The organism is Modestobacter sp. VKM Ac-2982 (assembly GCF_026967935.1).
In the GTDB taxonomy this organism is placed as follows: Bacteria; Actinomycetota; Actinomycetes; order Mycobacteriales; family Geodermatophilaceae; genus Modestobacter.
In genome coordinates this window covers 709,722-728,802 of sequence record NZ_JAPVBL010000002.1, presented here as the reverse complement: position 1 = coordinate 728,802, position 19,081 = coordinate 709,722, and the positions used below count along the sequence as shown (strand labels likewise).

18 protein-coding genes are annotated in these 19,081 nt (G+C 74.6%); 14 read left to right on the top strand and 4 right to left on the bottom strand.

Annotated elements, in window-relative coordinates:
* Window positions 1-46: 46 nt before the first annotated feature.
* On the bottom strand, window positions 47-1,078 hold the full coding sequence (locus O2W20_RS10310; RefSeq protein ID WP_269172721.1) for a helix-turn-helix domain-containing protein: 1,032 nt from the start codon (window positions 1,076-1,078) through the stop codon (window positions 47-49).
* A gap of 123 nt (window positions 1,079-1,201) precedes the next feature.
* A complete protein-coding gene (locus tag O2W20_RS10305; protein ID WP_269172722.1) occupies window positions 1,202-2,353 on the bottom strand; it encodes a CaiB/BaiF CoA transferase family protein in 1,152 nt (383 codons plus the stop codon).
* Between the two features lie 146 nt (window positions 2,354-2,499).
* On the opposite strand from O2W20_RS10305, the gene O2W20_RS10300 reads away from it, so the two are divergent.
* The 11 genes from O2W20_RS10300 to O2W20_RS10250 all read left to right on the top strand — a co-directional run bounded on the left by O2W20_RS10300 (window position 2,500) and on the right by O2W20_RS10250 (window position 12,996).
* Window positions 2,500-3,174, top strand: coding sequence for a CDP-alcohol phosphatidyltransferase family protein (locus tag O2W20_RS10300; protein ID WP_269172723.1), 675 nt, complete (start codon window positions 2,500-2,502; stop codon window positions 3,172-3,174).
* Window positions 3,171-4,142, top strand: a complete 972-nt coding sequence (locus O2W20_RS10295) for a DUF881 domain-containing protein (protein WP_269172724.1) — start codon at window positions 3,171-3,173, stop codon at window positions 4,140-4,142. The genes O2W20_RS10300 and O2W20_RS10295 overlap by 4 nt, the downstream gene beginning before the upstream one ends.
* A 3-nt stretch (window positions 4,143-4,145) precedes the next feature.
* Window positions 4,146-4,478 carry a small basic family protein gene (locus O2W20_RS10290; protein ID WP_269172725.1) on the top strand — a complete coding sequence of 111 codons (333 nt, stop codon included), beginning with the start codon at window positions 4,146-4,148 and terminating at the stop codon, window positions 4,476-4,478.
* 14 nt (window positions 4,479-4,492) lie between these two features.
* The gene (locus O2W20_RS10285; protein WP_269172726.1) at window positions 4,493-5,449 is read left to right on the top strand and encodes a DUF881 domain-containing protein; all 957 of its coding nucleotides are present in this window, start codon (window positions 4,493-4,495) and stop codon (window positions 5,447-5,449) included.
* Window positions 5,450-5,560: 111 nt separating this feature from the next.
* Complete coding sequence (gene gcvH, locus O2W20_RS10280; protein ID WP_269172727.1) at window positions 5,561-5,965, top strand: glycine cleavage system protein GcvH; 405 nt, start codon at window positions 5,561-5,563, stop codon at window positions 5,963-5,965.
* Between the two features lie 246 nt (window positions 5,966-6,211).
* Window positions 6,212-6,757, top strand: a complete 546-nt coding sequence (odhI, locus tag O2W20_RS10275) for an oxoglutarate dehydrogenase inhibitor Odhl (protein ID WP_164702279.1) — start codon at window positions 6,212-6,214, stop codon at window positions 6,755-6,757.
* A 46-nt stretch (window positions 6,758-6,803) separates the two neighbouring features.
* Window positions 6,804-7,526, top strand: coding sequence for a transcriptional regulator FtsR (gene ftsR, locus O2W20_RS10270; RefSeq protein ID WP_269172728.1), 723 nt, complete (start codon window positions 6,804-6,806; stop codon window positions 7,524-7,526).
* 118 nt (window positions 7,527-7,644) lie between these two features.
* Window positions 7,645-8,130: a bifunctional nuclease family protein gene (locus O2W20_RS10265; protein WP_269172729.1), complete on the top strand. Its 486-nt coding sequence runs from the start codon at window positions 7,645-7,647 to the stop codon at window positions 8,128-8,130.
* Between the two features lie 280 nt (window positions 8,131-8,410).
* Window positions 8,411-8,983, top strand: coding sequence for a MerR family transcriptional regulator (locus O2W20_RS10260; protein WP_442928946.1), 573 nt, complete (start codon window positions 8,411-8,413; stop codon window positions 8,981-8,983).
* A gap of 67 nt (window positions 8,984-9,050) precedes the next feature.
* Entirely contained in the window at window positions 9,051-12,065 is a 3,015-nt protein-coding gene (gene gcvP, locus O2W20_RS10255) for an aminomethyl-transferring glycine dehydrogenase (RefSeq protein ID WP_269172730.1), read from the top strand.
* A gap of 91 nt (window positions 12,066-12,156) precedes the next feature.
* The gene (locus O2W20_RS10250) at window positions 12,157-12,996 is read left to right on the top strand and encodes a hypothetical protein (protein WP_269172731.1); all 840 of its coding nucleotides are present in this window, start codon (window positions 12,157-12,159) and stop codon (window positions 12,994-12,996) included.
* Between the two features lie 209 nt (window positions 12,997-13,205).
* Here the strand turns inward: O2W20_RS10250 and coaA are convergent, their stop codons facing one another.
* A complete protein-coding gene (gene coaA / locus O2W20_RS10245) occupies window positions 13,206-14,168 on the bottom strand; it encodes a type I pantothenate kinase (protein ID WP_269172732.1) in 963 nt (320 codons plus the stop codon).
* Window positions 14,169-14,259: 91 nt separating this feature from the next.
* On the opposite strand from coaA, the gene O2W20_RS10240 reads away from it, so the two are divergent.
* Window positions 14,260-15,090 carry a GNAT family N-acetyltransferase gene (locus tag O2W20_RS10240; RefSeq protein ID WP_269172733.1) on the top strand — a complete coding sequence of 277 codons (831 nt, stop codon included), beginning with the start codon at window positions 14,260-14,262 and terminating at the stop codon, window positions 15,088-15,090.
* 85 nt (window positions 15,091-15,175) lie between these two features.
* Here O2W20_RS10240 and O2W20_RS10235 read toward each other — a convergent pair whose 3' ends face one another.
* The gene (locus O2W20_RS10235) at window positions 15,176-15,715 is read right to left on the bottom strand and encodes a YbhB/YbcL family Raf kinase inhibitor-like protein (protein ID WP_269172734.1); all 540 of its coding nucleotides are present in this window, start codon (window positions 15,713-15,715) and stop codon (window positions 15,176-15,178) included.
* A 248-nt stretch (window positions 15,716-15,963) separates the two neighbouring features.
* On the opposite strand from O2W20_RS10235, the gene O2W20_RS10230 reads away from it, so the two are divergent.
* Together O2W20_RS10230 and O2W20_RS10225 are read left to right on the top strand one after the other, a co-directional pair.
* The gene (locus tag O2W20_RS10230; RefSeq protein WP_269172735.1) at window positions 15,964-16,695 is read left to right on the top strand and encodes an HAD family hydrolase; all 732 of its coding nucleotides are present in this window, start codon (window positions 15,964-15,966) and stop codon (window positions 16,693-16,695) included.
* Window positions 16,692-19,064, top strand: a complete 2,373-nt coding sequence (locus O2W20_RS10225; protein ID WP_269172736.1) for a glycoside hydrolase family 65 protein — start codon at window positions 16,692-16,694, stop codon at window positions 19,062-19,064. The genes O2W20_RS10230 and O2W20_RS10225 overlap by 4 nt, the downstream gene beginning before the upstream one ends.
* Window positions 19,065-19,081 lie beyond the last annotated feature (17 nt).

Below are 19,081 nucleotides of genomic sequence, written 5' to 3'. Positions count from 1 at the left end.
ACGCCCGGCCGCCATTTCGTGCACGGCGCCGGGGGACCACGGCGGGTCAGGCCGCGGTCGTCTGCCGACGGCGGAGCTCGGCGGGGGACTCGCCGAAGGCCGCGCGGAACTGCCGGGCGAGATGGGTGACGTCGAGGATCCCCCAGCGGGCGGCGATCGACGCCGTGCTGCGGCCGGCGAGCGTGGGGTCCAGCAGGTCGCGGCGGATCCGCTCCAGCCGACGGCGCCGGATCCAGGCCGCGGCGGTGAACCCCTCCTGGGCGCACATCTTGTGCACCTGGCGCACCGAGACGCCCAGCGCCACCGCGATCGACTCGACGCCGAGGTCGGGGTCGCCGAGGTGCGCCTGCGCGTAGGAGCGCACCCGGTCGGCGAGGGTCGGTCCGCTGCCGCCGGGCAGCGCGGGGAGGCCGGCGTAGACGGCGAGCATCATCGACACCAGGGCATCGCCCAGGTGGCAGGCAGCGGGGGAGTCGCCCATCCCGGCGTCCTCGCACCTGGCCAGCTCCGCCAGCATCAACGCCAGTGCCCGGGCCGGGCCGCCCGTCGCGGGCACCGGCACCGCGGTGCGCTCGCTGAACGGCCGCAGGTGCGGCTGGAGCCGGTCCCGCGGCACGGCGACGACGACCGCCGCCCAGTCCGGGCCCGCGCTGTCCAGCTGGTAGGCCCGGGTCGTCTCGTAGACCACCAGGTCGTTGGGGCGCACCTCGCCCCGGCGGCCGTCCTGGCTGAGCCGGCTGACGCCCTGGCGCTGCCAGATCAGCTTCACGAACTCCGGGTCGGTGGAGCTGAGCAGGCGCCCGGTGCGGGACACCGAGTTGGGGCTGGTCCGCAGTGCGGTGACCAGCAGCCCGTCGGCGGTGGCGCTGCGCAGCCGACCGCGGAACGCGACGCCCTCGACCGGCCGCACCCGGACCGGTGCGCACGCGGAGGACACCGCCGCCTCGAAGGAGCCGAGGGCCGTCTCCGCGTCCAGCGGGACGGGACGGGCCCGGTCGGCCGGGTCGCTCGCCGCGTCGGGCCAGCCGGCTGCGGAGGCCGCCCGGGCGGCCGCGGAGGTGCAGGGCGTCGTGACCATGAGCTCCCTCGTTCTGCTCGATAAGCGAACGACATGTCCGGTAAGAGGGGAACGCTAGGCCATGTGTGACCCGCTGCACAACGACGAGAGGTGTTCCGGGAGTGTTCTCCTCCCGGTCGACCGTCAGCTGTGGCGAGTCGGGGCCTGGACGACCGTGCCGGCGGTCAGCAGCGCGTCGACGTCGGCGATGCCCCAGTCCGACAGCGCCGCGCGGGTGTGCTCTCCGGCGCGGGACGGCGGCCGGTCGAGGGTGGCCGGCGTCCGGGAGAACCGCGGCGCGGGCGCCGGCTGGACGACGCCGTCCCGCTCGACGTAGGTCTGCCGCGCCGCCAGCTGTGGGTGGTCGCGGGCCTCGGCGAAGGACAGCACCGGGGCCACGCAGGCGTCGCTGCCGGCGAACACCTCGACCCACTCGTCCCGGGTGCGCCGGCGGATCGCGTCGGCGAGCAGGCCACGCAGCACCTCGGGGTCCGCGTCGGCCCGGTCGGGCGCGCGATCGGCCAGGCCGAGCCGGTCGACCAGCTCGGCGTAGAACTGCGGCTCCAGCGCCGCGACGGCCAGGTGTCGGCCGTCGGCGGTCTCGTGGACGTCGTACCAGGGGACGCCGGAGTCCAGCAGGTTCACCCCCCGGGTGTCCCGCCAGACCCCGCCGGCCAGCATGCCGAGGACCATCGTCGCCAGGTGCGCGGTGCCGTCGACGATCGCGGCGTCCACGACCTGGCCCCGGCCGCTCGCGCGGGCCTCCAGCAGCGCGGCGAGCACCCCGACCACCAGGTACATCGCGCCGCCGCCGAAGTCGCCGACCAGGTTCAGCGGGACCTGCGGCGGCCCGCCCGCCCGGCCGATGGCGTGCAGGACGCCGGTGACCGCGATGTAGCCGAGGTCGTGCCCGGCCGTCGCCGCCAGCGGGCCGTCCTGGCCCCACCCGGTCATCCGGCCGTAGACCAGGCGGGGGTTGCGGGCGAGGCACTCCTGCGGCCCGAGGCCCAGCCGCTCGGTGACCCCGGGCCGGAAGCCCTCCAGCAGCACGTCGGCGCGCTCGGCGAGGCGCCGGACCAGCTCCGCGCCGTCCGGGTCCTTGAGGTCGACGGCCACCGACCGCCGGCCCCGGGCCAGCAGGTCGTGCTCGGCGGCCGGCGTGGGGGGCCGGGCTCCGGGGCGGTCGACCCGCAGCACGTCGGCGCCCAGGTCGGCCAGCAGCATCGCCGCGAACGGCGCCGGGCCCAGACCGGTGAGCTCCACGACGCGCAGCCCGGCGAGGGGTCCGGTGGTCATCGGAGAACCTGACGGCACCGGGACCCCCGTCGTCAAGGTCTTCGGCGGCCCCCGTCGCCACGGGCCGGGCGACCGGCCGGTCGCCCGGGGCACCATGGACGTCGGGCACTAGCCTGACCCCCGGTGGACGGCGAGGTGGAGCTGCGATGACGACGGCGGACGACCGGTCGGCCGGCGTCCCGGCCGACGGTCCGGCCGACGGTCCGGCGAGGCGTCGCCGTGCGCTGCCGAACCGGGACGAGCTCGGCGACCGCGTGTTCACGCTGCCCAACCTGCTCTCCGTCGTCCGGCTGCTGGGCGTGCCGCTGTTCCTGTGGCTGCTGCTGGGCCCGCACGCCGACGGCTGGGCGATCGTGGTGCTCGCCGTCTCCGGCGCCACCGACTGGCTCGACGGCAAGCTGGCCCGGGCGCTGGGGCAGTCCAGCCGGCTCGGCGCGCTGCTCGACCCGGCCGCCGACCGGCTCTACATCGTCGCGACGCTGATCGCCTTCGTCATCCGCGACGTCGTGCCGCTGTGGGTGGTGGTCGTCCTGCTGCTGCGCGAGGTGGTGCTGGCCGGGACCCTGCTGGTGCTCCGGCGCGCGGGCTGGCCACCGCTGCAGGTCCACTACCTGGGCAAGGCGGCCACCTTCCTGTTGCTCTACGCCTTCCCCCTCCTGCTGCTGGCCGACGGCGCGGGGCCGGCGGCCGCGGTGGTCCAGCCGGTCGCCTACGCGCTCACCGTCTGGGGTGCGGCGCTCTACCTGCTCGCGGGGGTCCTCTACGTGGTCCAGGCCGTCCAGCTGCTGTCCGGGAGCCACCGGGCCGGAGTGGAGGCGTGAGCGCGCCCGCACCCGGCCGGCCACGATCGCTGGGTGCCTCCCTGCTGGACCAGGTGCTGGCCGACACCCTGGACCCGGCCTACGCCCAGGTGGCTGCGGCGAGGGCTGCCCGGGCCGCCGAGGAGCAGGCCGCGACCGCGGGCACCGGTCCGGCCGCCCGGCCGACCTGGCTGCAGCGGAACCGGGGACAGCTGCTCGTCGCCGCCGCGCTGCTGCTGGGCGGGCTGCTGGCCGCGGTGACCTACCAGGAGGCGGCGGCCGGAGCGCAGGGGCGCGAGGCGGCCCGGGAGGCGCTGCGCGAGGACATCGTCCAGGAGTCGGCGGTCGGCGACGAGCTGGCCGCCCAGCTGGAGGCGCTGACCGCGGAGGTGGCGCAGACCCGGCAGCAGGCGCTGGACACCAGCGTGGTCGGGCAGCGCGCGCTGAACCAGCTCGCGCAGGCCCAGCACGGCGCGGCAGCGGTCGCGGTGACCGGGCCGGGGCTGCGCGTGACGCTCGGCAACGCCCCGCCGGCCGCCGACAGCGACCCGGTCGGTGGGTCCGACCAGATCGCGCTGGCCGGACGGGTGCAGGACGGCGACCTGCAGCTGGCCGTCAACGCGCTGTGGGCCTCCGGCGCCGAGGCGGTCAGCATCAACGGCCAGCGGGTGGGCCCGACCACCGCCATCCGCCAGGCCGGTGACGCGATCCTGGTCGACTTCCGCCCGGTGATGAACCCCTACGAGATCTCCGCCGTCGGCGACCCCGACGACCTGGCCCGGGCCTTCCTGAGCACCCCGGAGGCCAACGACCTGGCCGAGCTGACGAAGGACTTCGGCGTGGTCTTCGACTTCGCCCGGGCCGATGAGCTCGAGCTGCCGGCCGGCAGCAACGCGGAGCTGCTGTTCGCCGATCCGCTGGCCGCCACCGACGAGCAGGGTGAGGCGCTGCCACCCGCCACCCCCGAACCACCCACCGATGGAGGCTGACGCGTGATCCCGATCATCGGACTGGCGGTCGGCGTGGTGCTGGGGCTGCTGCTGGACCCCAACGTCCCGCTCTGGCTGCAGCCCTACCTGCCGATCGCGGTGGTCGCAGCGCTGGACGCGGTGTTCGGCGGGGTGCGGGCACGCTTCGACCGGATCTTCGACGCCAAGGTCTTCGTGGTCTCCTTCGTCTCCAACGTCGTCGTCGCCGCGCTGATCGTCTTCCTCGGTGACCAGCTCGGGGTCGGCGCGCAGCTGTCGACCGCCGTGGTGGTGGTGCTCGGCATCCGCATCTTCGGCAACGCCGCGGCGATCCGCCGGCACCTGTTCCGCGCATGACCGAGGACCCGACCGTGGGTCGTCGGTCCGACCCCGAGCCGCCGGAGGGGGACACCCCGGACACCCAGACCCCGGACCACCAGACCCCGGACCACCAGACCCCGGACCACCAGACCCCGGACCACCAGACCCCGGACCACCAGACCCCGGACCCCCAGACCCCGGGCCCCCAGACCCCGGGCCCCCAGGCCGACCCCGCCGGTGCGGACGGCGTGAGGGAGCCAGAGGCGGCCGACCCGCCGTCCGCCGGGGACGGCGGCGGGGCGACGCCGGCCGGCGGACGACGGCGGCGCGATCCGGTGGCGGCGCTCCTCATCGGCGTGCTCACCCTGCTGCTGGGCTTCGCCTTCGCGGTGCAGGTGCGCAGCACCGACACCGACGCCCAGCTGGCCGGCCTGCGCGAAGAGGACCTCGTGCGCATCCTCGACGACCTCTCCGCCCGGGAGGACCGGCTCCGCCAGGAGATCAGCGACCAGCGGGCGGCGCTGTCCCAACTGGGCAGCTCCGACAGCGCCGCGGCCGCTGCCCTCGCGGAGGCCGAGCAGCGGGCCGAGGCGCTGGGCGTCCTCAACGGCACCGTCGCCGCCCGCGGTCCCGGGCTCGAGGTGGTCATCCGCGACCCCGCCGACCGGGTCACCGCCGGCGTCGTGCTGAACGCCGTCCAGGAGCTGCGCGGGGCGGGAGCGGAGACGATGCAGATCGACGACGTCCGGATCGGCGTGAGCAGCGCCATCACCGGCGAGCCGGGCGCCCTGGAGATCGACGGGGAGCCCGTGGAGGCCCCCTACGTCATCCGGGTGATCGGCTCGCCCCAGGACATGGCCACCGCCCTGAACATCCCCGGCGGGGTCTCCGCGACCGTCAACCAGCGCCGGGGCGAGGTGGTGATCGCGCCCTCGCAGGACGTCGTCGTGGACGCGTTGCGGCCACTGGACACGCCTCAATACGCTGAGCCGGACGACGGGGACTGAGGAAGGACCTCGGTGCCCCCAGACCTCGCTGGCGCTCGGCCCGGGCCCCTGCACCGAGGCCACGGCCACCACTGCAGCCACCGAACCGACCCCGATCCCTGGAGATGCCGCATGGCCACGCCCGATGACCGCCGCTACACCGCCCAGCACGAGTGGGCGCTGGTCCAGGGCACCGAGGGTGCCGCCGCGGTGGTCCGCGTCGGGATCACCGACCACGCCCAGGACGCCCTGGGCGACATCGTGTTCGTCCAGCTGCCCGAGGTCGGTGCGCAGGTGGCCCCCGGCAACGCGATCGGTGAGGTCGAGTCGACCAAGTCCGTCTCCGACGTCTACTCGCCGGTGGCCGGTGTCGTCTCGGCCGTGAACGAGGCCCTGGCCGACGCGCCGGAGACGGTCAACAGCGACCCCTACGGCGCCGGCTGGCTGGTCGAGGTCCAGGTGACCGGGCAGGACGGCGACCCCACCGCGGCACTGCTGGACGCCGCGGCCTACGAGGCGATCGTCCAGACGTCCTGAGTCGCGGAGCAGGCCCCCCACCGTCCCGCCGGGGTGGTCGACGATCACTATCATCACTGCGACGGTCGGGCCGTGAGCTCCACGACGGCGTCCGACCCTCACCCTGTACGTGCGGTTGACCCTCGGGTCGGCCGCTGGTTCCATGACCCCCGGCCCGACCGTGATCCTGCGGCGGCCGACCTACGACGGGCCGACCGGTCCGTCGTCCGCCGGCCGACCGCGGCCCGTACCACCAGGCCCGCGGCGGTGCCGCCTGCACCGGAGGAGACCGACGTGCTCTGCACTCGATGTGGCCACCAGAACCCAGAGGGCAGCCGCTTCTGCGCGCAGTGCGGGGCCGCGCTGAGCCCCGAGCGGGTCGGCGAGTCGACCAGCATCATCCCCAAGGTCGGCGGCGAGGACTCCGGCGAGCAGGCCGAGGTCGCCGAGTCGACCGCGGACGCGCACGCCGGTGCCGTCGAGTCGCTGCCGGCCGGGTCCGCCCTGCTGGTCGTGAAGCGGGGCCCCAACGCGGGCAGCCGCTTCCTGCTCGACCAGGAGGTCACCACCGCCGGTCGGCACCCCGACAGCGACATCTTCCTCGACGACGTGACGGTCAGCCGCCGGCACGTGGAGTTCCACCGCGAGGGCGGCGGGTTCACCGTGCACGACGTGGGCAGCCTGAACGGCACCTACGTCAACCGCGAGCCGGTCGACGTGGCCTCGCTCGCCGGTGGCGACGAGGTCCAGATCGGCAAGTTCCGCCTGGTCTACCTGACCGGGCCGCGGACGGGCGAGCCGGCCGGCGCATGAACGCCGCGTCGGGCACCGAGGAGCGGGCCGAGAGCGGACGCCGGTCATGACGGCGGTGCCCCAGCCCAGCCCCAGCGCTGACCGGGACACCGCTGAGACCACGCCCCGGTTCACCATCGGTGAGGTGCTGTCCGCCCTGCGCGGCGACTTCCCGGACGTGACGATCAGCAAGATCCGTTACCTCGAGTCCGAGGAGCTGGTCCACCCGCAGCGGACGCCGTCGGGCTACCGGAAGTTCTCCGTGGCCGACGTCGACCGGCTGCGGTACGTGCTGGCCGCCCAGCGGGACCAGTACCTGCCGTTGCGGGTCATCAAGGAACACCTGGACGCCCTCGATCGTCGCGAGCGGCCCCCTGGCGGCCACCCCGCCGGCGGGGTGGCCGGCGGGCCGGTCCCCAGCGCGCCCCTGCCGGCCGGCGAGTTCGCCGAGGCCGCCGGCCTGTCGGCGGCCCAGCTGGCCGACTGCGTGCAGTTCGGGCTGCTCAACGCCGACTCCCAGGGCCGGCACCGGGTCACCGACCTGCCCGTGGGCCGGGCCGTGGCGGGGCTGGCCCGGCACGGCATCGAACCGCGCCACCTGCGGGTGTACCGGACGGCGGTGGAGCGGGAGGCCGCCCTGCTGGAGCAGCTGGTGGCCCCAGTCCTACTGGCCCGCTCCGAGGAGGCGCGCACCCGGGCCGGTGAGCAGCTCCAGGAGCTGGCCGAGCTCTCCGCACAGCTGCACGGTGGGCTGTTGGAGACGCGGCTGCGCGACGTCCTCGGCGGCTGATCGCTGGCGTACCGTTGCGGGGGTGCGGGCGCCCCGGCACACCGGTCGGCCGCCTCGCGGTGGGCGGTCGGCAGACCAGTGGGGCGGCCACGGGGAACTCAGCGGAGGGGAGCCAGACGTGCAGGAGCTCAGAGTCGTCGGCGTCCGGGTGGAGCTGCCCGGCAACCAGCCCATCCTGCTGCTCAAGGAGACCCAGGGGGAGCGGTACCTGCCGATCTGGATCGGCGCGACCGAGGCCGCGGCGATCGCCTTCGAGCAGCAGGGCGTCCGGCCGGCCCGGCCGATGACCCACGACCTGCTGCGTGAGGTGGTCACGGCCCTGGGCGCCACCCTCGAGGCGGTGCACATCACCGAGATGCGCGACGGCATCTACCTCGCCGAGCTGCAGTTCGGCGACGAGCGCACGGTGAGCGCCCGGCCGTCCGACGCCGTCGCCCTCGCCGTCCGCACCGGCGCCCCCATCTACGGCGCCGAGGCCCTGCTCGACGAGGTCGGGATCGAGATCCCCGACGAGCAGGAGGACGAGGTGGAGAAGTTCCGCGAGTTCCTGGACAACATCAGCCCCGAGGACTTCGGCGCCGGTTCCGGCTCCAGCGGCAGCTGAGCCACCGGCTCTGCGTGGTACCGGGCCCACCCGCACGGGTGAGCGCAGCGACACGCCGCGTCCCTCGGTTGACCCTGTCGCGGCCCCGGCCTACCTTCAGCGAATCACGTGCGTGGAAGTCCCTGAGTCGCGCCCGTGACCGCTCCCGGCGACAGCGCGGGAACGGCCCAGGTGCTGGGTGCCGGAGTCGAGGAGGCGCTGGAGTGAGCGGGCCCGCGAGCGACGGCACGAACCCAGCAGCGCCGCGACCGCGGCAGACCAGTGCCAGCGAGGAGTGCCCGTGAGCGACCAGGACAACGGTTCACAGGGTCAACTGTTCAGCGACGCGGCGGTGGGTGTTCCGTCCTACGACGAGGTCGACACCGACGTCGTCGGCTACCGCGGCCCCACGGCGTGCGCCGCGGCCGGCATCACCTACCGGCAGCTGGACTACTGGGCCCGCACCGGGCTGGTCGCGCCGTCGGTGCGGACCGCCACCGGGTCGGGCACGCAGCGGCTCTACTCCTTCCGCGACATCCTGGTGCTCAAGGTCGTGAAGCGGCTGCTGGACACCGGGGTCTCGCTGCAGAACATCCGCAAGGCCGTCGACCACCTGCGCACCCGCGGGGTCAAGGACCTCGCGAACATCACGCTGCTCTCCGACGGCGCCACCGTGTACGAGTGCACCTCGGCCGAGGAGGTCGTCGACCTGCTCGCCGGTGGGCAGGGCGTCTTCGGGATCGCGGTCTCCGGCGCCCTCCGCGAGCTCTCCGGTGAGCTGGCGGAGCTGCCGGCCGAGCGGCTGGACGGCAGCGGTTCCGCCGCCGACGACGAGCTGTCCGCCCGCCGCCGTCGCCGCGCCGCCTCGGCCTAGGACACCCCCGGCTCCTGGGTCGCCTGGAGGACCGGGACGGTGACGACACGCTGGTACCGTCCCAGCAGTGGCCGACCGGACTCCTGGTTCTGATCCCGCACCCCTGACCGGGTCGCTCCCCGCGCTCTCCGCGCTGTCGACGAACGGGTCGTTCGCGGCCCGGCACATCGGCCCCCGCCCCGCGGACACCGCGGCGATGCTCGAGGTCGTCGGGCACTCCTCGCTGGCCTCGCTGGCCGACGCCTGCGTGCCCGAGGGGGTGCGCGACCGCACCCCGCTGGACCTCCCGCCGGCAGCCGACGAGGCGACCGTGCTGGCGCAGCTGCGTGAGCGGGCCTCGGCCAACGAGGTGTTCACCTCGATGATCGGGCTGGGTTACAGCGACACGATCACCCCGGCGGTGATCCAGCGGAACATCCTGGAGAACCCGGCCTGGTACACCGCCTACACGCCCTACCAGCCGGAGATCAGCCAGGGCCGGCTCGAGGCGCTGATCAACTTCCAGACGATGGTCGCCGACCTCACCGGGCTGCCGGTCGCCGGCGCGTCGATGCTGGACGAGGCGACCGCCGCGGCGGAGGCGATGACGCTGGTCCGCCGGGCCGGGCGGGCGAAGACCGATGCGGTCTTCGTCGTCGACGCCGACACCCTGCCGCAGACCCTCGCCGTGCTCCGTACCCGCGCCGAGCCGCTGGGCATCGGCCTGCACGTCGCCGACCTCTCCGCCGGCTGGCCCACCGACCTCCCCGAGGCGGGCGCCTTCGGCGTGCTGCTGGCCCACCCGGGCGCCAGCGGTGCCGTGCGGGACCACCGGGCGCTGGCCGCGGCCGCGCACGAGGCCGGGTCCGCCGTCGTGGTCGCCGCCGACCTGCTCGCCCTCACCCTGCTGGAGGCGCCGGGGGAGTGGGGCGCCGACGTCGCCTGCGGGACCACCCAGCGCTTCGGCGTCCCGATGGGCTACGGCGGCCCGCACGCCGGCTACCTCGCGGTGCGCGAGGGCCTGGCCCGCCAGCTCCCGGGCCGGCTCGTGGGGGTCTCGGTCGACGCCGACGGCGACGTGGCCTACCGGCTGGCGCTGCAGACCCGGGAACAGCACATCCGTCGGGAGAAGGCGACCAGCAACATCTGCACCGCGCAGGTGCTGCTCGCGGTCATGGCCGGCGCCTACGCCGTGTACCACGGGCCCGAGGGGCTCACCGCGATCGCCGCCCGGGTGCACCGCAGCGCCCAGCTGCTGGCCGGCTGGCTGCGCGCCGGTGGGCTCACCGTCGTGCACGAGCACTTCTTCGACACCGTGACCGTCGCCGTTCCCGGCCGGGCCGCCGACGTGGTGGCCGCCGCAGCCGCGCGCCGGGTGAACCTGCGCCTGGTCGACGCCGACACCGTGGCGGTCGCCTGCGACGAGACGACGACGCCCGCCGTCCTCCGGCTGGTCGCCGAGGCGTTCGGCGTCGGCACCGACGACGCCGCCCTGGACGACGCCGGCCCGGCCGCGTTCCCGGCCGCGCTGCACCGGCGCACCCCGTTCCTCACCCACCCGGTCTTCTCCGAGCACCGCTCGGAGACGGCGATGCTGCGCTACCTGCGCCGGCTGTCGGACAAGGACCTGGCGCTGGACCGCACGATGATCCCGCTGGGCTCGTGCACGATGAAGCTCAACGCCGCCACCGAGATGGCCGCGGTCACCTGGCCGGAGTTCGCCGGCCTGCACCCCTTCGCCCCGGCCGAGCAGGCCCGCGGGTACGCCCGGCTGATCGGTGAGCTGTGCGACGGGCTGGCCGAGATCACCGGGTACGCGGCGGTGAGCGTGCAGCCCAACGCCGGGTCGCAGGGCGAGTTCGCCGGCCTGATGGCGATCCGCGCCTACCACCACAGCCGGGACGACGTGCAGCGCGACGTCTGCCTCATCCCGTCCTCGGCGCACGGCACCAACGCCGCCAGCGCGGTGATGGCCGGCATGCGGGTGGTCGTGGTGGCCTGCGACGAGGCCGGCAACGTCGACCTCGCGGACCTGCGCGGCAAGGTCGACGCCCATGCCGACCGGCTCGCCGCGATCATGATCACCTACCCCTCGACCCACGGGGTGTTCGAGGTGGAGGTGCAGGAGATCTGCGCGGCGGTGCACGACGCCGGCGGCCAGGTCTACGTCGACGGCGCGAACCTCAACGCCCTGGTCGGGCTGGCGAAGCCGGGCCGCTTCGGTTCCGACGTCAGCCACCTCAACCTGCACAAGACCTTCTGCATCCCGCACGGCGGCGGCGGGCCGGGAGTGGGCCCGATCGGTGTCCGGGAGCACCTGGTGCCCTTCCTGCCCGGCCACCCCCTGGTGGAGACCGGCGGCACCGGCGCGCCGGTGTCCGGTGCGCCGTGGGGTTCGGCGGGCATCCTGCCGATCTCCTGGGCCTACCTGCGGCTGATGGGGCCCGACGGGCTGCTCCAGGCCACCGAGCAGGCGATCCTGGCGGCCAACTACGTCGCCGAGCGGCTGCGGCCGCACTACCCGGTGCTCTACACCGGCGCCACCGGCCTCGTGGCGCACGAGTGCATCCTGGACATCCGGCCGCTCACCAAGGCCACCGGCGTGACCAACGACGACATCGCCAAGCGGCTGATCGACCTGGGCTTCCACGCCCCGACTATGAGCTTCCCGGTGGCCGGCACGCTGATGGTCGAGCCGACCGAGAGCGAGGACAAGGCCGAACTGGACCGGTTCGTCGAGGCGATGGTGCACATCCGCGGGGAGATCGAGAAGGTCGCCACCGGCGAGTACGACCGGACGGACAACCCGCTGCGCAACGCGCCGCACACGCTGAAGATGCTGGCGGGGGAGTGGGACCGCCCCTACTCCCGCGAGGTGGCCGTGTACCCCGTGCCGGGACTGGTCGGGCGTGGCTACCTGGCGCCGGTGCGGCGCATCGACGGTGCCTACGGCGACCGGAACCTGGTCTGCTCCTGCCCGTCGCCGGAGGCGTTCGAGGAGCCGGCCGTGCCGCGCGCGCCGGTCGCGACCGAGCCCGGTCGCGCCGAAGGGGCCCCCGACGACCTGGGGACGACGAAGGACGTGGTGGGAGCCCGGTCCTGACACGCCGGGAAGGGGTCGACGGCGCGGTCCGGAAGGTGGACCATCCCCATGCATGGGGACCCTGGTGCGTCGCTCGTCGGTCGGTGTGGTAGTGATCGTCGGGACGGCCGTGCTGAGCTCCTGCGCGAGCCAGTTCGACGCCACCGGTCCGACCGCGGTGAGCGAGGCGGCGGCCACGGGCAGCGCCGACCCGGCGGCCGAGGAGGCCGCGGCGGAGGACCTGGCCGGTGCGCTGCTGCCGGAGTCCGCGTTCGGCCCCGACGCCACGGTCCACCAGCTCCCGGCGGAGTGGGTCGGCCCCTGGTCGGGATGGTGGGCGGGGGGCGAGTCGTGGGGTGACCCCCACGGCTGGGCGGGGCACCGCGGGTGGGGTGACCACCGCGGGTGGGGTGGTCACCACTGGTGGACCGACGCGGACGGCACCGACGAGGACGCGACCGAGGACGACGGCACCGGTGAGGACGGCACGGTCGCGGAGCCGTCGGTCGAGCCGGCCGCCTGCGCGGACGCGCTGGCCGCCCTGCCGACGCTCGAGGACGAGGAGATGCCGGCGGTCGCGGCCCAGGTGGCCGCCTCTGATCAGGTCCGCATCTTCCAGGTGGTCTCCGAGGGACCGGCCGTCGAAGGGCTGGAGCTGCCGGTCGACCAGCTCGTCGAGGCGTGCGCCGACGCCACCGTCGACGCGCCCTGGGGCATGGAGGTCGGCTTCGGGGTGTCGGCGCTGGACGTGCCGGACCGCGGGGACTCCGCCGCTGGGCTGGCGGTCACGATGACCCACCCGGCCGGCACCGTCTCGATGCTGGTCGGGGTCGTCACCGACGGCCCGCGGGCGGTGATGCTGTCCCAGACCGGCACCGACGACGCCGCGCTGGACCAGGCGGCGTTCGCCACCCTGCTGACCCAGGCCGCCGACGCAGCCGGCCTCGGCTGAGGGAACCGCCCGGCCCGCGTGACCGCGGTGTCGACGACCGCCCCGGCGCCGGGGCAGCACGACCGGCCCGTCGGGGCGCAGCCCGCCGTCGCCGTCGAACAGGATCACGCCGCGCACTGCAGCGTCGACCCCCGCTCGGAACGGCGGCTGACCGGCACCGCCAGCACGCGGTCGTCCGCGGTGGCCACCTTCTGCCAGCGCGCGGTGGGTCAGAGCTTGCGCAGCAGCACCCGGCGGACCGAGTGGTCGGCGGCCTTCTGCAGCACCAGGCGCGCGCGGGACCGGGTGGGGGCGATGTTGAGCCGCAGGTTGGGCTCGTTGACCGCTTCCCAGATCCCGCGGGCCGTCGACGTGGCCTGCTCGTCGGTGAGGTCGGCGAAGCGGTGGAAGTAGGCGCCGGTGTCCTGGAACGCCGTGCGGCGCAGGGCGAGGAAGCGCTCCACGTACCACTGGGAGATGTCGTGCTCGGTGGCGTCGACGTAGACGGAGAAGTCGAAGAAGTCCGAGAGAAAGACCTCGGGTACCCGGCCGTCGTTCCGGGCGCCGGCCTGCAGCACGTTGAGCCCCTCCAGCACCAGCACGTCGGGGGAGTCGACGACCTGGCGCTCGTCGGGCAGCACGTCGTAGGACTGGTGGGAGTACAGCGGGGCGCTGACCGCCGGCTTGCCGGACTTGACGTCGGCCAGGAAACGCAGCAGTGCCCGCCGGTCGTAGCTCTCCGGGAAGCCCTTGCGGCCCAGCAGGCCCCGGGACTCCAGGACCGCGTTGGGCAGCAGGAAGCCGTCGGTGGTGACCAGATCGACCCGCGGGGTGTCGGGGGCGGCGGCCAGGAGCGCCTGCAGCAGCCGGGCGGTGGTGCTCTTGCCGACGGCGACGCTGCCGGCCACGGCGATGACGAAGGGCACCTTCTCCGTGCGGGCGCCGAGGAACTGGGTCTGGGCGGCCCACAGCCGCCGGCTGGCGGTGACGTGCAGGTGCAGCAGCCGGGCCAGCGGCAGGTAGACGGTGGACACCTCGTCCAGGTCGATCCGGTCGCCCAGGGTGGCCAGCTGCCGGACGTCGGCGTCGTCCAGCGGCAGTTCACCGCCCGCGGCCAACGCCCGCCAGGACTGGCGGTCGAACGCGGTGAAGGGCGAGACCTGCGCTCGCTGACCGGCCGTCACGGCGCCCATGGTGCCGTCTGCCCGCCGCGCGCCCCCCGGCCGGGTGGGTACCGGGCGGCTGCCGGAGCGCCTGACCCCCGTCGGCCGTTAGGGTCCGGGGGTGTCGTCGCCCGGGCTGCTCGACCGGATCGAGCGCTACTTCGCCCTTGCCCCGCTGGCCGATGCCCGGGTGCACTCCATCGGTGCGCTGCAGGTGCCCATCGGCCGGGTGGAGTGGCCCTACCCGGCCCGGCCGCGGCCGGGGTTCGAGGGGGACATCGCGCTGGACGACGTCCGGGCCGCGATCGCGCTGCAGGAGCAGGCCGGGCTGCCGGCGGCGCTGGAGTGGCTGGAGGACCGCTGCCACGGCCTGGCCACCGTTGCGCGGACGGCCGGGCTGGTGGTCGACGAGCTGCCGCTGCTGGTCGCCGACGACCCGGTCGCGGTCCTGCTCCCCAGCGAGGTGCGGTTGTACCTGGTGGGCGCCGATGACCCCCGGCTGGGCCTGTACCAGCGGCTGGCCGCTCTCGCGTTCGCCTCGCCCGGTCCGGCACCCGCCGACCAGGGGTCGCACAGCGGCCCGGAGGTGGCCCAGGACGACCCCGGTCCCGCCGAGGTGCCGCCGACCGAGGTGCTGCGCGACCGGGTGGCCTCGGGCTCGACGGTGATGATGGTGGCCGTCGACGACGGCGAGCCGGTCGCGATCGGGTCGCACCAGCCGCTGCAGGTCGACGGCATCGAGGTCAGCGAGGTCGTGGGCGTTGCCACCCTGCCCCGGTTCCGCGGGCGCGGCCTGGGAGCCGGGCTCACCTCGGCCCTGGTCGAGCACGCCCGGCAGACCGCCGACCTGGTGTTCCTCTCCGCCGGCGACGACGACGTCGCCCGGGTCTACGAACGCGCCGGCTTCGCCCGGGTGGCCACCAGCTGCGTCGCCGAGCGCCCTCCCGGCTGACGGACCGGACGGCCCTCCGGCTGAGACACCGCGCGGCCGTCCGGCCGAGGCGGGCGGGGACCCGCCGCCTCCGCCGGACGACAGGTCACTGCACCTCGTACGTCGCGACCAGCGTGGCCCGGGCGAGGGTGTGGCTGAACAGGTTGAAGCCGAGGTAGGCCGGGGTCGCCTCGGCCGGCACGCCGAGGTCGTCGGTGTCGAGTGCGTGGACCACGACGAAGTAGCGGTGCGGGCCGTGCCCGGCCGGCGGTGCCGCACCCACGTAGCCGGCGAACCCCGCGTCGTTGCGCAGCTGCACCGCGCCGGTGGGCAGCCCGCCGTCGGCGGCGCCGGTGGGCAGCTCGGTCACCGAGGCCGGCAGGCCGGTGACCGCCCAGTGCCAGAAGCCGCTGGCCGTCGGGGCGTCGGGGTCGTAGACGGTGACCGCGAAGCCGCGGGTCCCGTCCGGGAACCCGGACCAGCTGAGCTGCGGTGAGCGGTCCTCGCCCCCCGGGAGGCCCATCTTGCCGCTCACCTGCGGCTGGGGCATCGGCTCGCCGTCGGTGAGGTCGGTGCTGGTCACCTGGAACGCGGGGACGGGGGGCAGGGAGTCGTAGGGGTCGGGCGCGGTGGGTCGAGCGGCCATGCGGGTCCTCCTCGGGTGGTGGGGCCTCGGCGGTGGCGCCGGGGCGGCGTGCCCGCCGCCGACCCTAGGCAGCCGCGCGCACGGGCGCCTGGTCGCGTGGTCGTTCCCAGTCAGTTGACCGTTATCCCCAACACCGCCCGCTCGACCGACCGCCCGCGTGGCCACCGACCGCACCCTGCGGGTGCGGATCAGCGAGGGGAGGGGGTCCCGAGAGGTCCCGGCGGTCGTCTCGCCGTAGCGTGTCGGGCGTGCTGGGACTCCCCGAAGACATCCGGGCCTGCCTGTTCGACCTCGACGGGGTCCTGACGCAGACGGCCAAGGTGCACCAGGCTGCCTGGAAACGCACCTTCGACGAGTTCCTGCGGAACCGGGACCCCGGGGCGGCGGAGTTCAGCCTCGCCGACTACAACGAGTTCGTCGACGGCAAGCCGCGCAAGGACGGCGTCCGGGACTTCCTGGCCAGCCGGGGGATCACCCTGGACGAGGGCAGCGACGACGACCTCGCCGACGTGGTCACCGTCGCCGGCGTCGCGACCCGGAAGAACGAGCTCATCATGGCCGAGCTGGACGAGCACGGCGTGCAGGTCTACGAGGGCTCGATGCGGTACCTGCGGGCGGCGCGGGACGCCGGCCTGGCCACCGCCGTCGTCACGGCGTCGGCGAACGGGGAGCACGTGGTCGCCGTCGCCGGGTTCGCCGACCTGATCGACGCCCGGATCGACGGGGTGGTCGCGGCCGCCCAGGGGCTGCGCGGCAAGCCGGCCCCGGACACCTTCCTGGCCGGTGCGCGGGCCCTCGGCGTCGAGCCGGGCCAGGCCGCCGTGTTCGAGGACGCGCTGTCCGGGGTCGCCGCCGGACGGGCCGGTGACTTCGGCTACGTCGTGGGGGTCGACCGGGTGGGCCAGGCCGACGGGCTGCGCGAGCGCGGCGCGGACGTCGTCGTCACCGACCTGGACCAGCTGCTGGAGGAGGCCCCGTGACCCAGGGGCGCGCGCACTTCCTGGTCGAGCCCTGGTCGCTGACCGAGGTCGGCGTCGACCTGGCCTCCCTGGCGGTCAACGAGTCGGTGTTCGCCCTGGCCAACGGGCACATCGGGATGCGCGGCACGCTCGACGAGGGGGAGCCGGTCGTCGTCCCCGGCACCTACCTGAACGGCTTCTTCGAGGAGCGGCCGATGCCCTACGCGGAGGCCGGGTACGGCTTCCCGGAGCAGGGCCAGACCGTGGTCAACGTGACCGACGGCAAGCTGATCCGGCTGCTGGTCGGCGACACCCCGCTGGACCTGCAGTACGGCGACGTCATCGACCACCGCCGCACCCTGGACCTGCGCAACGGCGTGCTCCGCCGCGCGACCGAGTGGCGGGGGCCCAGCGGCCGTCAGGTCCGGGTCACCAGCACCCGGCTGGTCTCGCTGACCCGGCGCTCGATCGCCGCGATCGAGTACACCGTGGAGTGCACCGACGACCAGGGCGACCTCTACATCGCGCTGCAGTCGGACCTGCTGGCCAACGAGTTCGTGATCACGACCCAGTCCGACGACCCGCGCGCGGCCTCGGCGATGACCCGGCCGCTGCAGTCGGAGCTGCACGTGGGCCGCGGCCGGCACGCCGTCCTGGTGCACCAGACCCCCGGCAGCCGGCTGCGGATGGCCGCCGGGATGGACCACGAGGTCGACATCCCGGACTCGGCCACCGAGGACCTGGAGGTCTCCCCGGACCTGGCCCGCTACACGCTGGCCGCCCGGCTGCCGGCCGGCTCCAAGCTGCGGTTGGTGAAGTACCTGGCCTACGGCTGGTCCAGCCGCCGCTCGTCGGCCGCCGTCCGGGACCAGGTGGAGGGGGCGCTGGCCACCGCGAAGCTCGCCGGCTGGAACCGGCTGGTCCGGGAGCAGCGCGAGCTGCTGGACCGGCACTGGGACGAGGCCGACGTCGAGGTCGAGGGCGACGACGAGCTGCAGCAGGCGGTGCGGGTCGGCATGTTCCACGTCCTGCAGGCCGGCCTGCGCGCCGAGCGGCAGCCGATCCCGGCCAAGGGCCTGACCGGTGACGGGTACGACGGCCACACGTTCTGGGACACCGAGACCTACGTGCTGCCGGTGCTCACCTACACCGCTCCCGCAGCCGTGCGCGACGCGCTGATGTGGCGGCACTCGACGCTGGACCTGGCCCGCGAGCGGGCCCGGGTGCTGGGTCACGCCGGTGCGGCGTTCCCGTGGCGGACCATCCGCGGGGAGGAGACGTCGGGCTACTGGCCGGCCGGGACGGCGGCCTTCCACATCAACGCCGACATCGCCGACGCCGTCGCCCGCTACACCGCCGCCACCCTGGACGACGACTTCGACCGCGACCACGGCACCGAGCTGCTCGTCGAGACGGCCCGGCTCTGGGCCTCGCTCGGCCACTTCGACGACGGCCAGGGCTTCCGGATCGACGGCGTCACGGGGCCCGACGAGTACACCGCCGTCGTGGACAACAACGTCTACACGAACCTGATGGCGCAGCGGAACCTGCGCGAGGCGGTCGAGGCCGCCCGCCGCCAGCCCGACACCGCCGCGCGGCTGCAGGTGGGCGAGGACGAGCTCGAGCTGTGGTCCCGCGCCGCGGACGCCATGCGGGTGCCGTTCAACGCCGACCTCGGGGTGCACGAGCAGTCGGAGGGGTTCACCCACCACGAGGAGTGGGACTTCGAGGGCACCCGGCCCGACCAGTACCCGCTGTTGCTGCACTTCCCCTACTTCGACATCTACCGCAAGCAGGTCATCAAGCAGGCCGACCTGGTGATGGCCCTGCACCTGCGGGGGGACGCCTTCACCCTCGAGGAGAAGATCGCCGACTTCGCCTACTACGAGGCCCGGACGGTGCGTGACTCCTCTCTCTCGGCGTCGGTGCAGGCGGTGATGGCCGCCGAGACCGGGCACCTGGACCTCGCGCACGACTACTGGGCCGAAGCCGCGCTGACCGACCTGCAGAACCTGCACGGCAACAGCGGGCACGGGCTCCACATCGCCTCGCTGGCCGGCGGCTGGACGGTCGCGGTCGCCGGCTTCGGCGGGATGCGCGACCACGGTGGCCGGCTGACCTTCGCCCCGCGGCTGCCCGGCCGGATCCGCCGGCTGCGCTTCCGGGTGGTGTTCCAGGGGAAGTGCCTGTCGGTCACGGTGACCCAGGAGAAGGCCAGCTACCGGCTGGTCTACGGCGAGGGGTCATTGGAGATCGCGCACCACGGGAAGCCGATCGTGGTCACCGGCGAGACGGTGGAGTGGGAGATCCCGCCTGCCCCCGAGGTGGAGCCGGTGCGCCAGCCGCCGCACGCCGCCCCCCGCCGCCGCAACCGCCCCACCAGCGACTGAAGAAGGACCCCCTCGCC